The sequence below is a fragment of the Leifsonia sp. Root1293 genome (genome assembly GCF_001425325.1).
GTDB lineage: Bacteria > Actinomycetota > Actinomycetes > Actinomycetales > Microbacteriaceae > Orlajensenia.
In genome coordinates this window covers 151,280-165,358 of record NZ_LMEH01000002.1, presented here as the reverse complement: position 1 = coordinate 165,358, position 14,079 = coordinate 151,280, and the positions used below count along the sequence as shown (strand labels likewise).

Sequence of the window (14,079 nt, the reverse complement as noted above, 5' to 3'; positions counted from 1 at the left end):
CCGGTATGTGGAGTCCAGTGGATCGCGCAGTGCTTCACGCCGCCGGGGCGGACGTCACCGACGGGACACGCCGGTCGACGAGGCATCCGATCACGTCACGACACCACGACCACCCGAGAGAACAGAAGGAAACATCAGCATGAGCACCCCAGCACCCCTCACCGGCGACTCCTCTATCAAGACCTGGCTCGAGCACCCCGTGGGCGGACCCATCCTGCGCGAGATGCTCGCGCAGTCCGGACAGGATGCCGACGTCCTGAAGCCCGTGCACCGTCTGGCGCTGAAGCGCCTCATCAAGCTCAGCAAGGGCCAGTTCTCGCAGGAGGCGGTCGACGCCCTCGTGGCGCGGGCTGCGGCCGGCGATGTTCCGGTCGCGGCGACCGGTGCTGAGGGCGCTGCGGATGCCGGCGCCGGCGGGGCATCCGTCACCACCGACACCGAAGAGGTCGTGCCCGTCGCCGAGGCTCCGGAGTGGGTCGAGAAGGTGACCGGCGGTCGCTTCGACGGCCAGACCATCATCGTCACGGGTGCGGGGTCCGGCATCGGCCGTGCCACCGCCTCCCGCGTGGCTCGCGAAGGCGGCCGCGTGATCGCCGTCGACATCTCGCAGGAGCGCCTCGACGAGTTCGCTGCCGACCACGCCGGCTCCGATGTCGTGGTCGTGTCCGGCGACATCACCGATGACGCCGCCATCGCCGCGATCGTCGACGCAGCGGGCGACCGCATCGACGGCCTGGCCAACATCGCCGGGATCATGGATGACATGACGCCCGTCGGCGAGGTGTCCGACGCCGTCTGGGACCGCGTGTTCCACATCAACGTGACCGGAACCATGAAGCTCACCCGGGCGGTCATCCCCGCCATGCTCGCGCAGGCGAAGGGCTCGATCGTGAACACGGCCTCCGAGGCTGCCCTCCGAGGCTCAGCCGCCGGAGTCGCCTACACGGCGTCGAAGCACGCCGTCGCCGGCATCACCAAGTCGACAGCCTTCATGTACGGACCGAGCGGCATCCGTGTGAACGCCGTGGCCCCCGGTCCGACCATCACGAACATCGAGGCATCGTTCGGCTCGCCCCTCGGTGCAGCGCGCGTTCAGCTCGCGATGACCCTGCTGCCGGATGCCGCCGAGGCCGAGGCGCTCGCCGCGTCGATCACGTTCCTGCTCAGCGACGACGGCGTGAACGTCAACGGCGTCATCCTCCCGTCGGACGGCGGCTGGTCGGTCGCGTAGCGACCACAGCTATCGGCGGCTCGCGCAGAGTTCCCGGCGGATCCACTCCGCCGCGGAACTCTGCGCGAGCTCTCCGCTCCGGATGCCGCTCGCGAAGGCGATCGCCGAATCGGTGAGGCGTCCGTCCGCGGAGTCGGGATGGTCGCGCCCCACATGCACCGAGAGCCAGCGCGTGAGCGGTGCCCCGAGTCGGGCGCTCACCGCGACCAGCCCGGCGAAGTGCCGCGCCTGGCCATCGCTGCCGTCATCGAACCGGCGGCGGAAGCCGCGGCCGCTGAGCACATTGCGCCCGCCCAGCCCGGCGTCGATGACCCAGAGCGGTCCGCTGCGCACCCCACCGGCGGCGGAGCCCAGCTCGACCAGGAAGCGTCGCGAGCGGTGGCCGGCCGCCGCGAGCCGGGTCGCGGTCTCGGCGAGTGAGTCGCAGGCGTTCATCCATTCAGCCTACGGATCGCGGGCTCCTGCTCGCCGAGGACCGCGCGAAGCGTGCGTCCGAAGCGTCGTTCCCTCACACAGCGCGCTTCGGCCGCGGACTTCGTGCGGGCCTCAGCGAACAGATCGCGCCGCTACTCCGCTGCCGCCGCCTTGCGCTCGCGGAACGCGATCATGTTCATGCGGCTGCCGCAGCGCACGCTGCAGAAGCGCTTGGAGCGGTTCCGCGACAGGTCGAGGATCAGGCCGGTGCAGTCGTCGGCTTCGCACACCCGCAACCGCTGCATCTCGTCCATGCGGATGACGTCCATGAGCGCCAGGGCCGCCTCGACCCGCATCCGCTCGCCCAATGGGGCGTCATCCGACGTGGCGTGCAGGTGCCAGTCGATGTCGTCGTGTCTGGCGAGGTAGGGCAGCGCGTTCGCCTCGCGGAGCATGCGGTTCACCTCGACCACGGCGGCATCCCGGTCGAGTGTCCAGAGGTGCCTGATCTGCTCCCGGGTGTCGAGAACGTCGAGGCGCTCGGCCTCGTCTCCGTCGATGCGCCCCGTGAACGGGTACTGCTGCAGAAGCGCTGCCAGCTCCTCGACGCTGCCGATCTCCTCGAGGTCGCTGCGCGAGGAGCCGGCGGCGGTGTTCCCGAGCTCGACCGCGAACTCGAGCGCCACGACCGTGTCATGGGCAAACTGCATGTTGACTCCTAACAAGGGCCGCAGTAGCGTTATGGGCTAACAGCATTTCAATCCTAACGCTTCGTCGATTCCGACGGGCCGGGTTTCGACGGAGGCATCGTGAGAATATCGTCCAGGGCATCCGGTCTGGCGATCGCCGTGCTCGCCGCAGCCTCGTTCGGCACGTCGGGTGTGCTCATGAAGCCGCTCCTGGAGGCGGGCTGGTCACCGGCCGCGGCCGTCACCGCTCGGGCCGTCGGTGGCGCGATCATTCTGCTGCCGATCACCCTGATCGCACTGCGCGGCCGCTGGAACGCGCTCTGGCGTGCCCGCTGGCGCGTGCTCGTGATGGGTGTCGTCGGAGTGGCCTCCACGCAGTTCTTCTACTTCGCCGCCATCCGCACGGTGCCGGTCTCGACGGCGATCCTCATCGAGTTGCTCGCCCCCCTGCTCCTCGTTGCGGTGGTCTGGGCGAGGACCCTCCGGATGCCGCGCCCCCTGGTCCTGGCGGGCTCCGGGCTGGCGATCGTCGGTCTCGTGATGGTCATCGGCCCCGGCTCCATCGGGGCGCCAGACCCGGTCGGCCTGCTCTTCTCGGTGCTCGCCATGGTGGCCTGCGCCGTCTACTTCGTGATCGCTGCGCGGCCGAGCGACGGCCTGCCGGCCGTCGCCTTCGCCGGCGTCGGGCTCGTCATCGGTGCGCTCACGCTGAGCTTCCTCGCCCTCATCGGCGTGCTGCCCTTCACCGCCACGTTCGGCGACCTGCCGCTCTTCGGCGCCGCGCTGCCGTGGTGGGTGCCGCTGCTCTTCGTCGCCGTCGTGAGCACCGCCCTGGCCTATGTCGCCGGCATCACGGCGGCGGAGTCGCTCGGCTCCCGGCTGGCGTCGTTCGCGGGCCTGCTCGAGGTCGTGTTCGCCGCGCTCTTCGCGTGGATCCTGCTGGGCGAGCAGCTCCAGCCGCTGCAGCTGGTGGGTGGAGCGCTCATCCTCGGCGGGATCGCGGCGGTGAGGGCGTCGGAGCCCATGGAGGATGCCGATCAGGCGGTTCCCGCGACCGTTGCGGCGAACGCCGCCGACCGCAGGCGGAGTCCCAGCATCCGTTCCTCCCGGGCGGCCTCCACGTCGAACCCGATGTAGGCGACGGGCGGCTTCCTGCGCACGTTCGCCGAGCACTCGAAGTCGGCGCACACGAGGGTTCCGGCGGTGTCGCCGTTGCGTCCGGCCGAGCCGGCGAGGCGTGCGCCGAAGAACACGACGTCATTGGGCAGCGTCACGTCCTGGCACCACGAGCACTGCGCTCGCTTCTGCGGCGAAGCCTTCGCCTGCTGCAGCATGACGCCGACGAGTTCGTCCTCGCCATCGCCGAGGCCGGGAACCACGATGTACGCGCGCCGGGCGATCCGGCGGTCGCGCCAGCCGAGGAAGTCGAGTCGTCCCCAGTCGAGGTCGGCGAACTCGGCCGGCAGGGTGATGTCGGTGATCTCCTTGCGCGAGGCGTTCACGAAGCTCGCGCGGATGGTCTTCTCGCTGATGGGCAGCATGATTGTTCTCCAGTGGTGGGCTGGTCGCATCGACGTCTCCAGAAGACGGATGCGGCCAGCAGGTTCGTTCGGATGAGGGAGGGGTAGCGACTACCTGCCGCCGGCGGGTGAAGCGCCGACGACCTCCCCACGCCCCGAGGGCAGTGCGAACGAACGTGAAGAACTCATGGCTCCACCCTATGTCGCCGTGGTGCGGTATCGCGCGTCGCTAGGGACGGTCCGTCGGGCGGGGGAGGCTGCCGTGCGCGATGAGGAGTTCGTAGATGTTCTCGAACGCCTCGGCGAGCTGGGCACCCTGCTGCGGGTTCAGTGCGTCGAAGAACACGGAGCGGACGAAGTCGATGTGGCCCGGCGATGCCCGGACGAGGAGTGCTCGGCCGTCGTCGGTGAGAGCGACATCGGTCGCCCGCCGATCGTCGGGATTGGGCTGCAGCGCGATCAGCCCCTGCGTCGCCATCCGTCGAGCCTGGTGCGAGATGCGGCTGCGTTCGGCCCCGATGCGGATGGCGAGGTCGGAGATGGTCATGGTTCCGTTGGATTCGCTGGTGAGGGCCACGAGAACGTCGTAGTCGGCGAGCGAGATTCCGCTGTCGTCGCGCAGTTGGCGGTTCATCTCGTAACGCAAGCGCAGCTGCACCTTCATGAAGGCGTACCAGGCCCGGATGTCGTGGTCGTCCAGCAACGCGAATGGCGACTCGGGCGGGACCTCGTAGCGGCTCACGGTCCCGTCATCCGTCGCGCTCACGCCAGGCCTCAGGCGAAGAGGAAGGTGTAGACGTGCGAGATCCTGCCGTCGCGAACGAACACGGCGTCGGCTCCGCGTGCGATCGGCTCGGCTCCTTCCGGGCCGAGTGCCCACCCCAGGTAGTGCAGGTCGCCTGCGGTGTAGACGCTCCCTTCGGCGCGGAACACGAATCCGGGTGCCCCGTCGAGGATCTCCTGCACCTTGGCGTCGAGCTCGTCGTAGCCGCCGACCTGGCCTTCGGGGTCTGCGGCGACGACATCCTCGGTGTACGTGCGCGCCATGGCGTCTCGCCGCTTCGCCGGGTCGCGTTCTCCGAACACCTCCAGCAGGTTCGCGTGCATCAGCTTCTCCACAACCGTGTCAGCCATCGTGCCCTCCCTCATTGCGTGAACTTTCAATCAATGTAGGTCGCGACCCGGCCAGCGTCAAGGCATCCGGACCCGGCTCGATGGTGTTGCCGGCTGGTCGACTGCGACAGGATCGGTGCATGACGACCATCACCGTGCTCAGCGGCTCCGGAGACTACGCCGACCCGTGGCATCCATTCGCCGAGACATCGCAGCGGCTTGCGGACGTGCTCGCCCCTCTCGGCGAGGTGTCTGTGCGCGACGATGTCGAGGCGGCGCTCGCCGCATTGACGGCGACGGATGCCCGCCCCGACCTGCTCGTGCTCAACATCAGTCGCACCGAGGGCGTCGAGCACTCGGCTCCGTCGGCGCCGGCGCGCGAGGGACTGCTCGCCTACCTCGGTGACGGTCGGCCGCTGCTCGCCGTGCACTCCGCCGCGCGATCCTTCGCCGACTGGCCCGACTGGTCGTCGATCCTCGGCGGCCACTGGGAGGACGGACGCACGTTCCACCCCGAGCGCGGAGCCGCGCACATCGTGCCGACCGCTCTCGCCGGCGAGCTGCTCGGCCGAACCCAGCCGTTCGACACCATCGACGAGCGCTACACGGCACTCGTAGTCGAGCCGCGCGCCCGCCCGCTCGCGATGCATGAGCACGACGGCTCGGAGCATCCGCTGGCCTGGTACGCACGCTTCGGCGACGCGGAGGTCATCTACAGCGCCCTCGGTCACGACGTCGAGGCCTACGAGGCACCGGATGCGGTCGCCCTGCTGCTCGCGGCTGCTGTCCACCTGCTGCCGACGCGGGCGTCGAGAACGTAGTGTCCGCGGGTCGCGACGCGATCACACCCGCACATCCTGCGTTCTCGGCGGATGTCAGCCGAGGTCAGGACCCCGAACCGCGGCCGATGCCGAGGCTCAAGGGCCCGAGCACGACATCCACGAGTCGTGCGGCCGTGCCCGGCGTGAGCGCCGTGCGGCTCAGCATCCGCACGATGAGCGGACCCATGAGCGCCTCGCCGATCTCCTGCACCGGTGCGTCCTCCCGGATCTCGGACGCCGCGATCGCGTCTTCGAAGCGCTCCACGAGCGCCGAGGTCGCCCCCATGCTCGCGTAGAGGCGCCGGCCGACCTCGGGGTTCTCGGCGGCCGCGGCGATGAGCGAGAGGATGAGGGACTCACCGATCGGCTGGGCGACGAGCTCGAAGATCTCCTCGAGCCAGGCGACGAGGTCGGCGCGGACGTCACCGGTGTTCGGCGGGCCGAGGCGATTGGGCAGCAGCAGCCCCTCCAGCAGGCAGTCGGCGACGAGCGCACTCTTCGAGGGCCACCATCGGTAGATCGTCTGCTTGCCGACGCCGGCCTCGGTGGCGACGCCCTCGATGGTCAGGTGGTCGTAGCCGCGGGCGGCGAAGAGGCGCGCGGTCGCCTCGAGGATGGCACGCCGCGCCGCTTCACTGCGGACGGCCCCGCGACGGTGCTCGGACATGCTCACATCGTATTCCCATTCAGCGAGACGAACCGTTGCGTATTATCAGCGAAGGCTTTCGAGAGGCGAACGACACACATGGCTGAACTCCTGTACCGCTTGGGTAGATTCGCGGCGCGGCGCGCGTGGACCGTCATCACCGCGTGGGTGCTCGTGATCGTCGTCGCGGCCGTGGGCTTCGCCGTCGGCTACACGGGGCTGTCGTCGAGCTTCGACATTCCGGGAACGGCATCCGGAGCCGTCACGGACGAGCTGCAGGAGAAGCTGCCCGACTTCAGCGGTGCGGCGGGGACCGTGGTCTTCGAGACCACGGACGGTTCGGCGTTCACCGATGAGCAGAAGAGCGAGATCACCGCCCTGGCGACGGATGCGGCCGACCTGCCCGACGTGGCCAAGGTCGTCGACCCGTTCCAGACCGAGACGGAGCGTGCCGCCCAGGAGCAGCAGCTCGCCGACGGCCGCACGCAGATCGCCGACGGCACCGCGCAGATCGATGCCGGGCAGACGCAGCTCGATGCCGGCCAGGCCCAGCTTGATGCGGGCCGGGCCCAGCTCGACGCCGCGCGCCAGCAGGCCGAGGCGGCGGGCGCGCCGGCTGAGCAGATCGCAGCCCTCGACGCCCAGCAGGCGACCCTCGACGCGCAGCAGGCCGAGATCGACGCCCAGCAGGACAAGCTCGACGCATCCCGCACCGAGATCGAGGCTCAGACCACCAAGCTCGACAACGGCGCGACGCTCATGGAGCTGTCGAAGGACATCCGCGTCGTGTCGGAGGACGGCTCGACCGCCCTCGTGAACGTCGCTTTCACGGAGCCGCGCCTCGAGCTCTCCGAGGACTCGAAGCACGCCGTGATCGACCACTTCGAGTCCGAGCCGATCGACGGCGTCGAGGTCTCGTTCTCCACCGACATCGCACAGGGCACTCCCTCGATCGTGGGAGTGGGCGAGATCGTCGGCGTCGTCTTCGCCGCCATCGTGCTTCTCGTCATGCTCGGATCGGTCATCGCAGCAGCGCTTCCGCTGGTGACGGCCATCGTCGGTGTCGCCATCGGCGCGCTCGGATCACTGGCGTTCTCGGGGGTCGTGCAGATGGCATCCGTCACCCCCGTGCTCGGCCTCATGCTCGGGCTCGCCGTGGGCATCGACTACTCGCTCTTCATCATCAATCGGCACCGCAAGCAGTTGCTGCAGGGGGCGGAGCCGCACGAGTCCGTCGGGCTCGCGAACGGCACGGCCGGCAACGCCGTCGTCTTCGCGGGGACCACCGTCATCGTCGCCCTGTTCGCCCTGAACATCACCGGTGTTCCGTTCCTCGGGCTCATGGGCACGGTGGGCGCCATCAGCGTGGCGATCGCCGTGCTCATCGCCACGAGCCTGACGCCGGCGATGCTCGGCCTGCTCGGCACCCGCATCCTGAGCCGTCGCGCCCGAGCGCGCATCGGCGAGGAGCACCACGAGGACACCAAGGCCAAGCCGATGAAGACCTGGCGCGCCGTGGTGACGGTGCTGGCCACCGCCGCCGCCCTGCTCACCATCGCCATCCCGGCGCTGTCGATGCGCGTCGGCCTTCCGGATGGCTCGTCGGAGCCCGTCGAGTCGGCCTCCTACCAGGCCTTCACCACCACCGAGGACCAGTTCGGCGCCGGAGCGACCGGTCCGCTGCTCGTCACGGCGCAGCTGCCGTCCGGACTCGACGACGACGAGGTGCTGCAGACGCAGGTCGATGTCGCCCAGACGCTCGCCGACCAGGACGACGTGGTCGCCGTCGCTCCCATCGCCGTCTCGGACGACAACCGTCTCGCGGCGTTCCAGGTGGTGCCTGCCGAGGGTCCGAACAGTGTCTCGACCGAGCAGCTCGTCATCGCCCTCCGCGACCTCGAGCCCATCGACGGCGACATCACCCTCGGCGTCGCCGGACAGGCTGCGATCAACATCGACATCTCGGCGAACCTGGCAGCGGTGCTCCCGCTCTACCTCGGTGTGGTGGTCGGGCTGTCGCTGCTCATCATGATCCTGGTGTTCCGGTCGATCCTCGTGCCGCTCATCGCGACCGGTGGGTTCATCCTGTCGCTGTTCGCCACCTTCGGTGCCGTCGTCGCGGTGTTCCAGTGGGGCTGGGGTGCCGATGCCCTCGGCATCCACACGGGTCCGATTCTGAGCTTCCTGCCGGTCATCCTCACCGGCATCCTGTTCGGGCTTGCGATGGACTACCAGCTGTTCCTGGCGTCGGGAATGCGCGAGGCCTATGTGCACGGAGCTCCGGCGCGCCTGGCCGTGGCTCGTGGCTTCAGGGCCGGTCGGGCGGTCGTCACGGCAGCCGGGCTCATCATGGTGTCGGTCTTCGGCGGATTCATCTTCTCGGAGTCGACCATGATCCGCTCGATCGGCTTCGGACTCGCCTTCGGCGTGCTCGTCGACGCCTTCGTCGTGCGGATGCTGCTGATGCCTGCGCTCATGCACCTACTGGGCGACTCGGCGTGGTGGCTGCCGCGCTGGCTCGACCGGATCCTGCCGAACGTCGACGTGGAGGGCGCCGCGCTCGAGCGACGGCACCACGCGGGCTGACGCTGAGCGGGGCGGATGCTGCCGGTCGGCGGACCTTCGCCTGTCCGGGCGCCGTGCCGCGTTTGCGTGTTGGCGTGTGCCACGCCGCGTCTAGGCGATGCGCGTCGCCCGTACCACCACGTCCCGCAGGTGAACGCTTCCGTGGCCGGCCGCGTCGACGGTGCGGTCGAGCTCGGCGGCGCTCTCGATGCGCCAGCTGTTCGTATCGAGCACCCTCGAGATCGCCGCCGCCGTCACTGTCGTCTCCTCGGGCGGATGGTGCCCGTTCGCCGTCGACGTCGATCCGTGCAGATGCCCCACGATGAGCAGCGTGCCGCCGGGCGCGACCCACGTACCGATGCGGGCGTAGAAGTCGAGCTGCGGAGTCGTCGGGTGCGCGTAGTTCGTGGTGACGAGGTCGAACTGCTCCGGCGGCTCCCAGGTCGTCAGGTCGGCTTCGACCCAGGTGACGGCGACGGATGCCGCCTCAGCCCGAGCGGCCGCCTGAGCGAGGGCACTCGCCGAGATGTCGGCGCCGGTGACCGTCCAGCCTTGATGCGCGAGCCACACGGCCTCGGCGCCGGAACCGCAACCGGCATCGAGCGCGGTTCCCGGGCGAAGGCCCGCCAGCTCGCGGGCGAGGTGGGGGTTGGCGGTGCTGGACTGAGCGGCATCCGTCACCGAAGCAGGATCGGGTTCGGGGCGCTCGTGCCAGTGCTGCTCCCAGTAGTCCCTGTCGAAGTCCGCGGTCATGATTCGATCGTGGGCCGAGCGCGACTGCGCCGCAACCTGGTTTGCCGAACCGGCAACGCGAGCCACGCGGTCGGGCCGCCTGGCCGCCGGGGCACCGGCTCGCCGGCTCGCCAGTTGTGGCCGCATCCCCGGCCGATCAGCGGCCACAGGTGGCGAGCGGGCGACTGTCACACGACCACAGGTGGCGAGCGGGCGACTGCCACGCGACCACAGGTGGCGAGCGGGCGACGGCGGTCGCGAGCACTCCGTCGGCGCCGACCTCAGATGCGGTCGTAGAGACCGATCGGGTTCTCGATGGCCCGCACGATCGAGCCCAGGAAGCGCGCAGCGTAGCCTCCGTCGCAGACCCTGTGATCGAACACGAGCGACAGCTGCACGATGCGGCGCGGAACGATGGCGCCGTCGACGACCCACGGACGCTCGATCATGCGCCCGATCCCCAGGATGGCGACCTCGGGGTGGTTGATGATCGCGGCGGATCCGTCCACGCCGAGGCTTCCGTAGTTGTTGAGCGTGAAGGTCGACCCCGTGAGATCGGCGGGCGCGGCCGTGCCGGAGCGCGCGGCGTCGGCGAGCCGCCGGATCCGAGTGTCGAGCTCGGCGATCGAGTGCCGCTCGGCGTGCCGCAGCACGGGGACCATGAGGCCGCGCGGGGTGTCGGCCGCGACGCCGAGGTTCACGCCGTCGTACTGCAGCAGCTCCGTGCCGTCGTCGCTGAGCCGTCCGCCGAGCACGGGGTGTTCCGCCAGCGCCAGCAGCACGTACTTCGCCACGAAGGCGGTGAGCGAGGGCGTGGCCTCGCCCATCGACTGCCGCAGCTGCCAGAGCGCAGTGGCGTCGACGTCGACCCAGACCGTCGCCTCCGGAATCTCGGAGCGGCTGCGCGCCAGCTTGGCGCTCACCGTGCGACGCAGCATCCCCAGCGGCTCCCGTCGCACGATCTCGAGGTCTGCCTCGCTGCGCGACGGCGCGGCACGCCCGCCCTCGAGCACGTCGGACCGTCGGATGATGCCGTCGGGCGCTGCGGGCTGGATGGTGTGCAGGTCGATGCCGCGGGTCCTGGCGAGGCTGCGCACGATCGGGGAGCGCACGGGAACGGGCCCGCTGCGTTCGCCCGTCCCGCCGCTGCCGACCACCCCGCCGCCGCCCCTGGCTCCACTGATGTCGGTGACGGATGCGCCCCCCGCGGATGCGGCAGGCCCGGTGCTGGCCGGTGCCGGGGCCGGAGCCGGAGTCGCCCGACGTCGCGTGCGTCCGCGGGCATGGTGTTCTGCGGTGCCGTACCCGATGAGCACGTTGCCCGAGCCCGCCCGCTCCTCGGCCCGGTAGGCCTCGTGCTCCGGCGCAGCGGGCTGCCGCCCCGCGGCTGGCGCGGCATCCGCGGTTTCGACGACCTCGAGGAACGGGGAACCCACGGCGAGGGTCTGGCCCTCCTCGCCATGGCGGGCGCTGACCGTGCCCGCGAACGGCGATGGGACCTCGACGATGCTCTTGGCCGTCTCCACTTCGGCGATCGGCTGGTCGACGGCCACATCGTCTCCCACGGCGACGAGCCAGTGCACGAGGTCGGCCTCGGTCAGGCCCTCGCCGAGGTCGGGCAGGCGGAACACCCGCGTGGCCATCAGGCGTCCCAGTTCAGCGAGTCGACGGCGTCGAGCACGCGGTCGACGTCGGGCAGGTAATACCGCTCGAGCTTGGGCGGGGCGAACGGAACGTCGAATCCCGTCACCCGGCGCACCGGGGCCTCGAGCCAGGAGAAGCAGCGCTCCGACACCCGCGCCGCGATCTCCGACGAGACGCTCGCGAAGCCTGGAGCCTCGGCGATCACCACGGCACGGCCCGTGGAGCGCACGGCCGCATCGACCGTCGCGTCGTCGTAGGGCGTGAGGCTGCGGAGGTCGACGACCTGGAGGCTCCGCCCCTCCTCCTCTGCGGCTTCTGCCGCCGCGAGGGCGATGGGCACCGACGTGCCGTAGGCGATGAGGGTGGCATCCGTTCCCGGCCGGACCACCTGGGCGGATCCGATCGCGACCTCCAGCGAGGTGTCGACCTCGCCCTTGGCCCAGTACAGCTTCTTGGGTTCGAGGAAGACCACCGGATCCGGGTTGCGAATGGCGGCCCTCAGGAGGCTGTAGGCATCCTGGGGAGTCGACGGGGCGACGACCAGCAGCCCGGGCGTGTGCACGTAGTAGGACTCCGAGGAATCGCAGTGGTGCTCGACACCGCCGATTCCTCCGCCATAGGGAATGCGGATGACGAGAGGCATCCGCACGCGTCCACGGGTGCGGTTCCCCATCTTGGCCACATGGCTGACGACCTGTTCGAATGCCGGGTAGGCGAAGGCGTCGAACTGCATCTCGACGACCGGGCGCATGCCGTTCATAGCCATCCCGACGGCCATGCCCATGATGCCGGCCTCGGCGAGGGGAGTGTCGAAGCAGCGGCGCTCGCCGAAGCGGGCGGTCAGCCCATCCGTCACCCGGAAGACACCGCCGAGTGCGCCGACGTCCTCGCCGAACACGAGCACGCTGTCATCGTCCGCCATCGCGTCGCTGAGAGCCCGGTTCACGGCGGCGGCCATGCTCATGGTCTCGCGGGTGGCGGATGCCGCCGCCGGCCTGTCCTGGATCATCGTCATGACTGCGCCTCCTGGCCGGTGCGGTCCAGCTCGCCCTGGAGCATGGCCGACTGCTCATCGAGCTGGGGAGTGCTGGTCGCGTAGACGAAGCGGAAGAGATCTCCCGGATCGAGCTGCGCGTCGGTGTTGAGGGCGTCACGCAGCGTCGCGGCGATGCCGTCGGCTGCTGCGGCGAACGACGCCTCGTCCTCGTCGGTGAGCAACCCCTTCCGGCGCAGATGCGAGCGCAGACGGAGCAGCGGGTCGCGATCCGCCCAGGCGCGCACCTCCGCGCTGTCGCGGTAGCGGGTGTCGTCATCGGCATTCGTGTGCGCCTGCATCCGATAGGTGTGGGCCTCGACCAGGGTCGGACCGCCGCCGTTGCGGGCACGATCCACGGCGGTCTCGAGCACAGCGAGGAGGGCAGCCAGGTCATTGCCGTCGACGCGTTCGCCGGGCATGCCGTAGCCGATCGCCTTGTGCGCGAGCGACTCGGCCGCGCTCTGTCGCGAGAGCGGAACCGAGATCGCGAAGCCGTTGTTCTGCACGAAGAAGACCACAGGCAGGTGGAACACCGCGGCGAAGTTGAGCGCCTCGTGGAAGTCGCCCTCGCTGGTGGCCCCATCGCCGCACATCGCCAGCACGACGGTGCTCTCGCCCTTGAGCACCGCGGCGTGGGCGAAGCCGACGGCGTGGAGCAACTGGGTGGCGAGGGGCGTCGCCTGGGGTGCCACGTTGTGCACATGGGGGTCGTACCCGCCGTGCCACTCGCCCTTCAGCATGAGCGTCGCCTCAGCCGGCGCGACACCCTTCAGCATCACGGCCACGGAATCCCGGTAGGTCGGGAACAGCCAGTCGTCGGCATCGAGAACCCTGACGGCCGCCACCTGGCAGGCCTCCTGGCCGTGAGAGGAGGGATACACCGCGAGCCGCCCCTGTCGCACCAGCGCGTTGCACTGGTCGTTGACCCGACGTCCGATGACGAGGGAGCGGTAGCCGTCGAGGAGATCCTCGGGTGCCGGTGTCGGGTACTCCGAATCCGCGCGGAAGGCACCGGTCGCGTCGACCAGCTGCACAGGGGTCTCCCGAGGGAGGAAGTCGGTCATTCAGTCTCCGTTGACGTGATGGACGCTCTGTCGTTCAGGATGCGCTTTTCGCCCAGAAGTCACAAGCCGGGCGCACCACGCTGGACTTTCTGCATCCAACAAGAGAAATCTCATTACAATCGGTCTCACGCCGACCCGCGCAACGAGGAGCTGGGGACCATGGAGCTGGACGATCTGGACCATCGCATCCTGCACGAGCTGCGCAAGGACGGCCGGGCGTCGGTGAGCGCCATAGCGGCGATCACGCACATCTCGCGCGCCAACGCCTATGCCCGGGTCAACAGGCTCGTCGAGTCGAAGGTGATCCAGGGCTTCGGTGCCCGCATCGATCCGGTGCTCTCAGGGCAGCATTCGTCGGCCTACGTCACCCTCACCCTCGAGCAGACGGCGTGGCAGGAGACGCGGGAGCGCCTCGCGCAGATCGCCGAGGTGGAGCACATCGCTCTGGTCGGAGGAGACTTCGACGCGATCCTGCTGGTGCGCGCCCGAGACAACGGCGACCTCCGACGGGTCGTGCTCGAGGAGCTCCAGTCCATTCCGGGGGTGCGTTCCACCAAGACGGCGCTCATCTTCGAGGACTTCGACGCGGTCTGAGCGGAGAGCA

15 protein-coding genes are annotated in these 14,079 nt (G+C 69.7%); 5 read left to right on the top strand and 10 right to left on the bottom strand.

Features of this window, described 5'->3' with window-relative positions; all coding sequences use genetic code 11:
• Positions 1-139 precede the first annotated feature (139 nt).
• On the top strand, positions 140-1,231 hold the full coding sequence (locus ASC59_RS12610) for an SDR family NAD(P)-dependent oxidoreductase (RefSeq protein WP_055823676.1): 1,092 nt from the start codon (positions 140-142) through the stop codon (positions 1,229-1,231).
• 9 nt (positions 1,232-1,240) lie between these two features.
• Here ASC59_RS12610 and ASC59_RS12605 read toward each other — a convergent pair whose 3' ends face one another.
• Together ASC59_RS12605 and ASC59_RS12600 are read right to left on the bottom strand one after the other, a co-directional pair.
• Complete coding sequence (locus ASC59_RS12605; RefSeq protein ID WP_055823673.1) at positions 1,241-1,666, bottom strand: hypothetical protein; 426 nt, start codon at positions 1,664-1,666, stop codon at positions 1,241-1,243.
• A gap of 131 nt (positions 1,667-1,797) precedes the next feature.
• Positions 1,798-2,355: a CGNR zinc finger domain-containing protein gene (locus tag ASC59_RS12600; RefSeq protein ID WP_082513661.1), complete on the bottom strand. Its 558-nt coding sequence runs from the start codon at positions 2,353-2,355 to the stop codon at positions 1,798-1,800.
• A 99-nt stretch (positions 2,356-2,454) separates the two neighbouring features.
• Between ASC59_RS12600 and ASC59_RS12595 the strand changes: the two genes are divergently transcribed.
• Positions 2,455-3,471 (top strand): EamA family transporter, encoded by a 1,017-nt coding sequence (locus ASC59_RS12595; RefSeq protein WP_055823671.1) that lies wholly within the window; start codon positions 2,455-2,457, stop codon positions 3,469-3,471.
• On the opposite strand, the gene ASC59_RS12590 is transcribed toward ASC59_RS12595, so the two are convergent.
• From ASC59_RS12590 to ASC59_RS12580, 3 genes are all read right to left on the bottom strand, one after another.
• The gene (locus ASC59_RS12590; RefSeq protein WP_055823668.1) at positions 3,372-3,875 is read right to left on the bottom strand and encodes an FBP domain-containing protein; all 504 of its coding nucleotides are present in this window, start codon (positions 3,873-3,875) and stop codon (positions 3,372-3,374) included. The two genes, ASC59_RS12595 and ASC59_RS12590, sit on opposite strands and share 100 nt — an antisense overlap.
• Positions 3,876-4,083: 208 nt before the next feature.
• The gene (locus ASC59_RS12585) at positions 4,084-4,620 is read right to left on the bottom strand and encodes a MarR family winged helix-turn-helix transcriptional regulator (protein WP_235492719.1); all 537 of its coding nucleotides are present in this window, start codon (positions 4,618-4,620) and stop codon (positions 4,084-4,086) included.
• An 8-nt stretch (positions 4,621-4,628) separates the two neighbouring features.
• Positions 4,629-4,988: a nuclear transport factor 2 family protein gene (locus ASC59_RS12580; RefSeq protein WP_055825447.1), complete on the bottom strand. Its 360-nt coding sequence runs from the start codon at positions 4,986-4,988 to the stop codon at positions 4,629-4,631.
• 119 nt (positions 4,989-5,107) lie between these two features.
• Between ASC59_RS12580 and ASC59_RS12575 the strand changes: the two genes are divergently transcribed.
• Positions 5,108-5,788, top strand: coding sequence for a ThuA domain-containing protein (locus ASC59_RS12575; protein ID WP_082513660.1), 681 nt, complete (start codon positions 5,108-5,110; stop codon positions 5,786-5,788).
• A gap of 64 nt (positions 5,789-5,852) precedes the next feature.
• Here the strand turns inward: ASC59_RS12575 and ASC59_RS12570 are convergent, their stop codons facing one another.
• Positions 5,853-6,455 carry a TetR/AcrR family transcriptional regulator gene (locus ASC59_RS12570; protein WP_235492718.1) on the bottom strand — a complete coding sequence of 201 codons (603 nt, stop codon included), beginning with the start codon at positions 6,453-6,455 and terminating at the stop codon, positions 5,853-5,855.
• Positions 6,456-6,533: 78 nt separating this feature from the next.
• Between ASC59_RS12570 and ASC59_RS12565 the strand changes: the two genes are divergently transcribed.
• On the top strand, positions 6,534-9,020 hold the full coding sequence (locus tag ASC59_RS12565; protein WP_055823663.1) for an MMPL family transporter: 2,487 nt from the start codon (positions 6,534-6,536) through the stop codon (positions 9,018-9,020).
• A 90-nt stretch (positions 9,021-9,110) separates the two neighbouring features.
• Here the strand turns inward: ASC59_RS12565 and ASC59_RS12560 are convergent, their stop codons facing one another.
• From ASC59_RS12560 to pdhA, 4 genes are all read right to left on the bottom strand, one after another.
• On the bottom strand, positions 9,111-9,752 hold the full coding sequence (locus tag ASC59_RS12560) for a class I SAM-dependent methyltransferase (RefSeq protein ID WP_055823661.1): 642 nt from the start codon (positions 9,750-9,752) through the stop codon (positions 9,111-9,113).
• 260 nt (positions 9,753-10,012) lie between these two features.
• Positions 10,013-11,374, bottom strand: coding sequence for a dihydrolipoamide acetyltransferase family protein (locus ASC59_RS12555; RefSeq protein WP_055823659.1), 1,362 nt, complete (start codon positions 11,372-11,374; stop codon positions 10,013-10,015).
• Positions 11,374-12,390, bottom strand: coding sequence for an alpha-ketoacid dehydrogenase subunit beta (locus tag ASC59_RS12550; RefSeq protein ID WP_055823657.1), 1,017 nt, complete (start codon positions 12,388-12,390; stop codon positions 11,374-11,376). The genes ASC59_RS12555 and ASC59_RS12550 overlap by 1 nt, the downstream gene beginning before the upstream one ends.
• The gene (gene pdhA / locus ASC59_RS12545) at positions 12,387-13,475 is read right to left on the bottom strand and encodes a pyruvate dehydrogenase (acetyl-transferring) E1 component subunit alpha (protein ID WP_055823654.1); all 1,089 of its coding nucleotides are present in this window, start codon (positions 13,473-13,475) and stop codon (positions 12,387-12,389) included. Before pdhA ends, ASC59_RS12550 begins: the two co-directional genes overlap by 4 nt.
• 159 nt (positions 13,476-13,634) lie before the next feature.
• On the opposite strand from pdhA, the gene ASC59_RS12540 reads away from it, so the two are divergent.
• A complete protein-coding gene (locus tag ASC59_RS12540; RefSeq protein ID WP_200942396.1) occupies positions 13,635-14,069 on the top strand; it encodes an Lrp/AsnC family transcriptional regulator in 435 nt (144 codons plus the stop codon).
• The last annotated feature ends 10 nt before the right edge of the window (positions 14,070-14,079 follow it).

Bases quoted from the DNA above. Each gene is read 5' to 3' on its own strand.
- ASC59_RS12575 (WP_082513660.1), top strand. From the start codon at position 5,108: ATGACGACCATCACCGTGCTCAGCGGCTCCGGAGACTACGCCGACCCG.
- ASC59_RS12555 (WP_055823659.1), bottom strand. From the start codon at position 11,374: ATGGCCACGCGGGTGTTCCGCCTGCCCGACCTCGGCGAGGGCCTGACC.
- ASC59_RS12540 (WP_200942396.1), top strand. From the start codon at position 13,635: ATGGAGCTGGACGATCTGGACCATCGCATCCTGCACGAGCTGCGCAAG.
- pdhA (WP_055823654.1), bottom strand. From the start codon at position 13,475: ATGACCGACTTCCTCCCTCGGGAGACCCCTGTGCAGCTGGTCGACGCG.
- ASC59_RS12610 (WP_055823676.1), top strand. From the start codon at position 140: ATGAGCACCCCAGCACCCCTCACCGGCGACTCCTCTATCAAGACCTGG.
- ASC59_RS12605 (WP_055823673.1), bottom strand. From the start codon at position 1,666: ATGAACGCCTGCGACTCACTCGCCGAGACCGCGACCCGGCTCGCGGCG.
- ASC59_RS12550 (WP_055823657.1), bottom strand. From the start codon at position 12,390: ATGACGATGATCCAGGACAGGCCGGCGGCGGCATCCGCCACCCGCGAG.
- ASC59_RS12580 (WP_055825447.1), bottom strand. From the start codon at position 4,988: ATGGCTGACACGGTTGTGGAGAAGCTGATGCACGCGAACCTGCTGGAG.
- ASC59_RS12600 (WP_082513661.1), bottom strand. From the start codon at position 2,355: ATGCAGTTTGCCCATGACACGGTCGTGGCGCTCGAGTTCGCGGTCGAG.
- ASC59_RS12590 (WP_055823668.1), bottom strand. From the start codon at position 3,875: ATGCTGCCCATCAGCGAGAAGACCATCCGCGCGAGCTTCGTGAACGCC.
- ASC59_RS12560 (WP_055823661.1), bottom strand. From the start codon at position 9,752: ATGACCGCGGACTTCGACAGGGACTACTGGGAGCAGCACTGGCACGAG.
- ASC59_RS12570 (WP_235492718.1), bottom strand. From the start codon at position 6,455: ATGTCCGAGCACCGTCGCGGGGCCGTCCGCAGTGAAGCGGCGCGGCGT.
- ASC59_RS12565 (WP_055823663.1), top strand. From the start codon at position 6,534: ATGGCTGAACTCCTGTACCGCTTGGGTAGATTCGCGGCGCGGCGCGCG.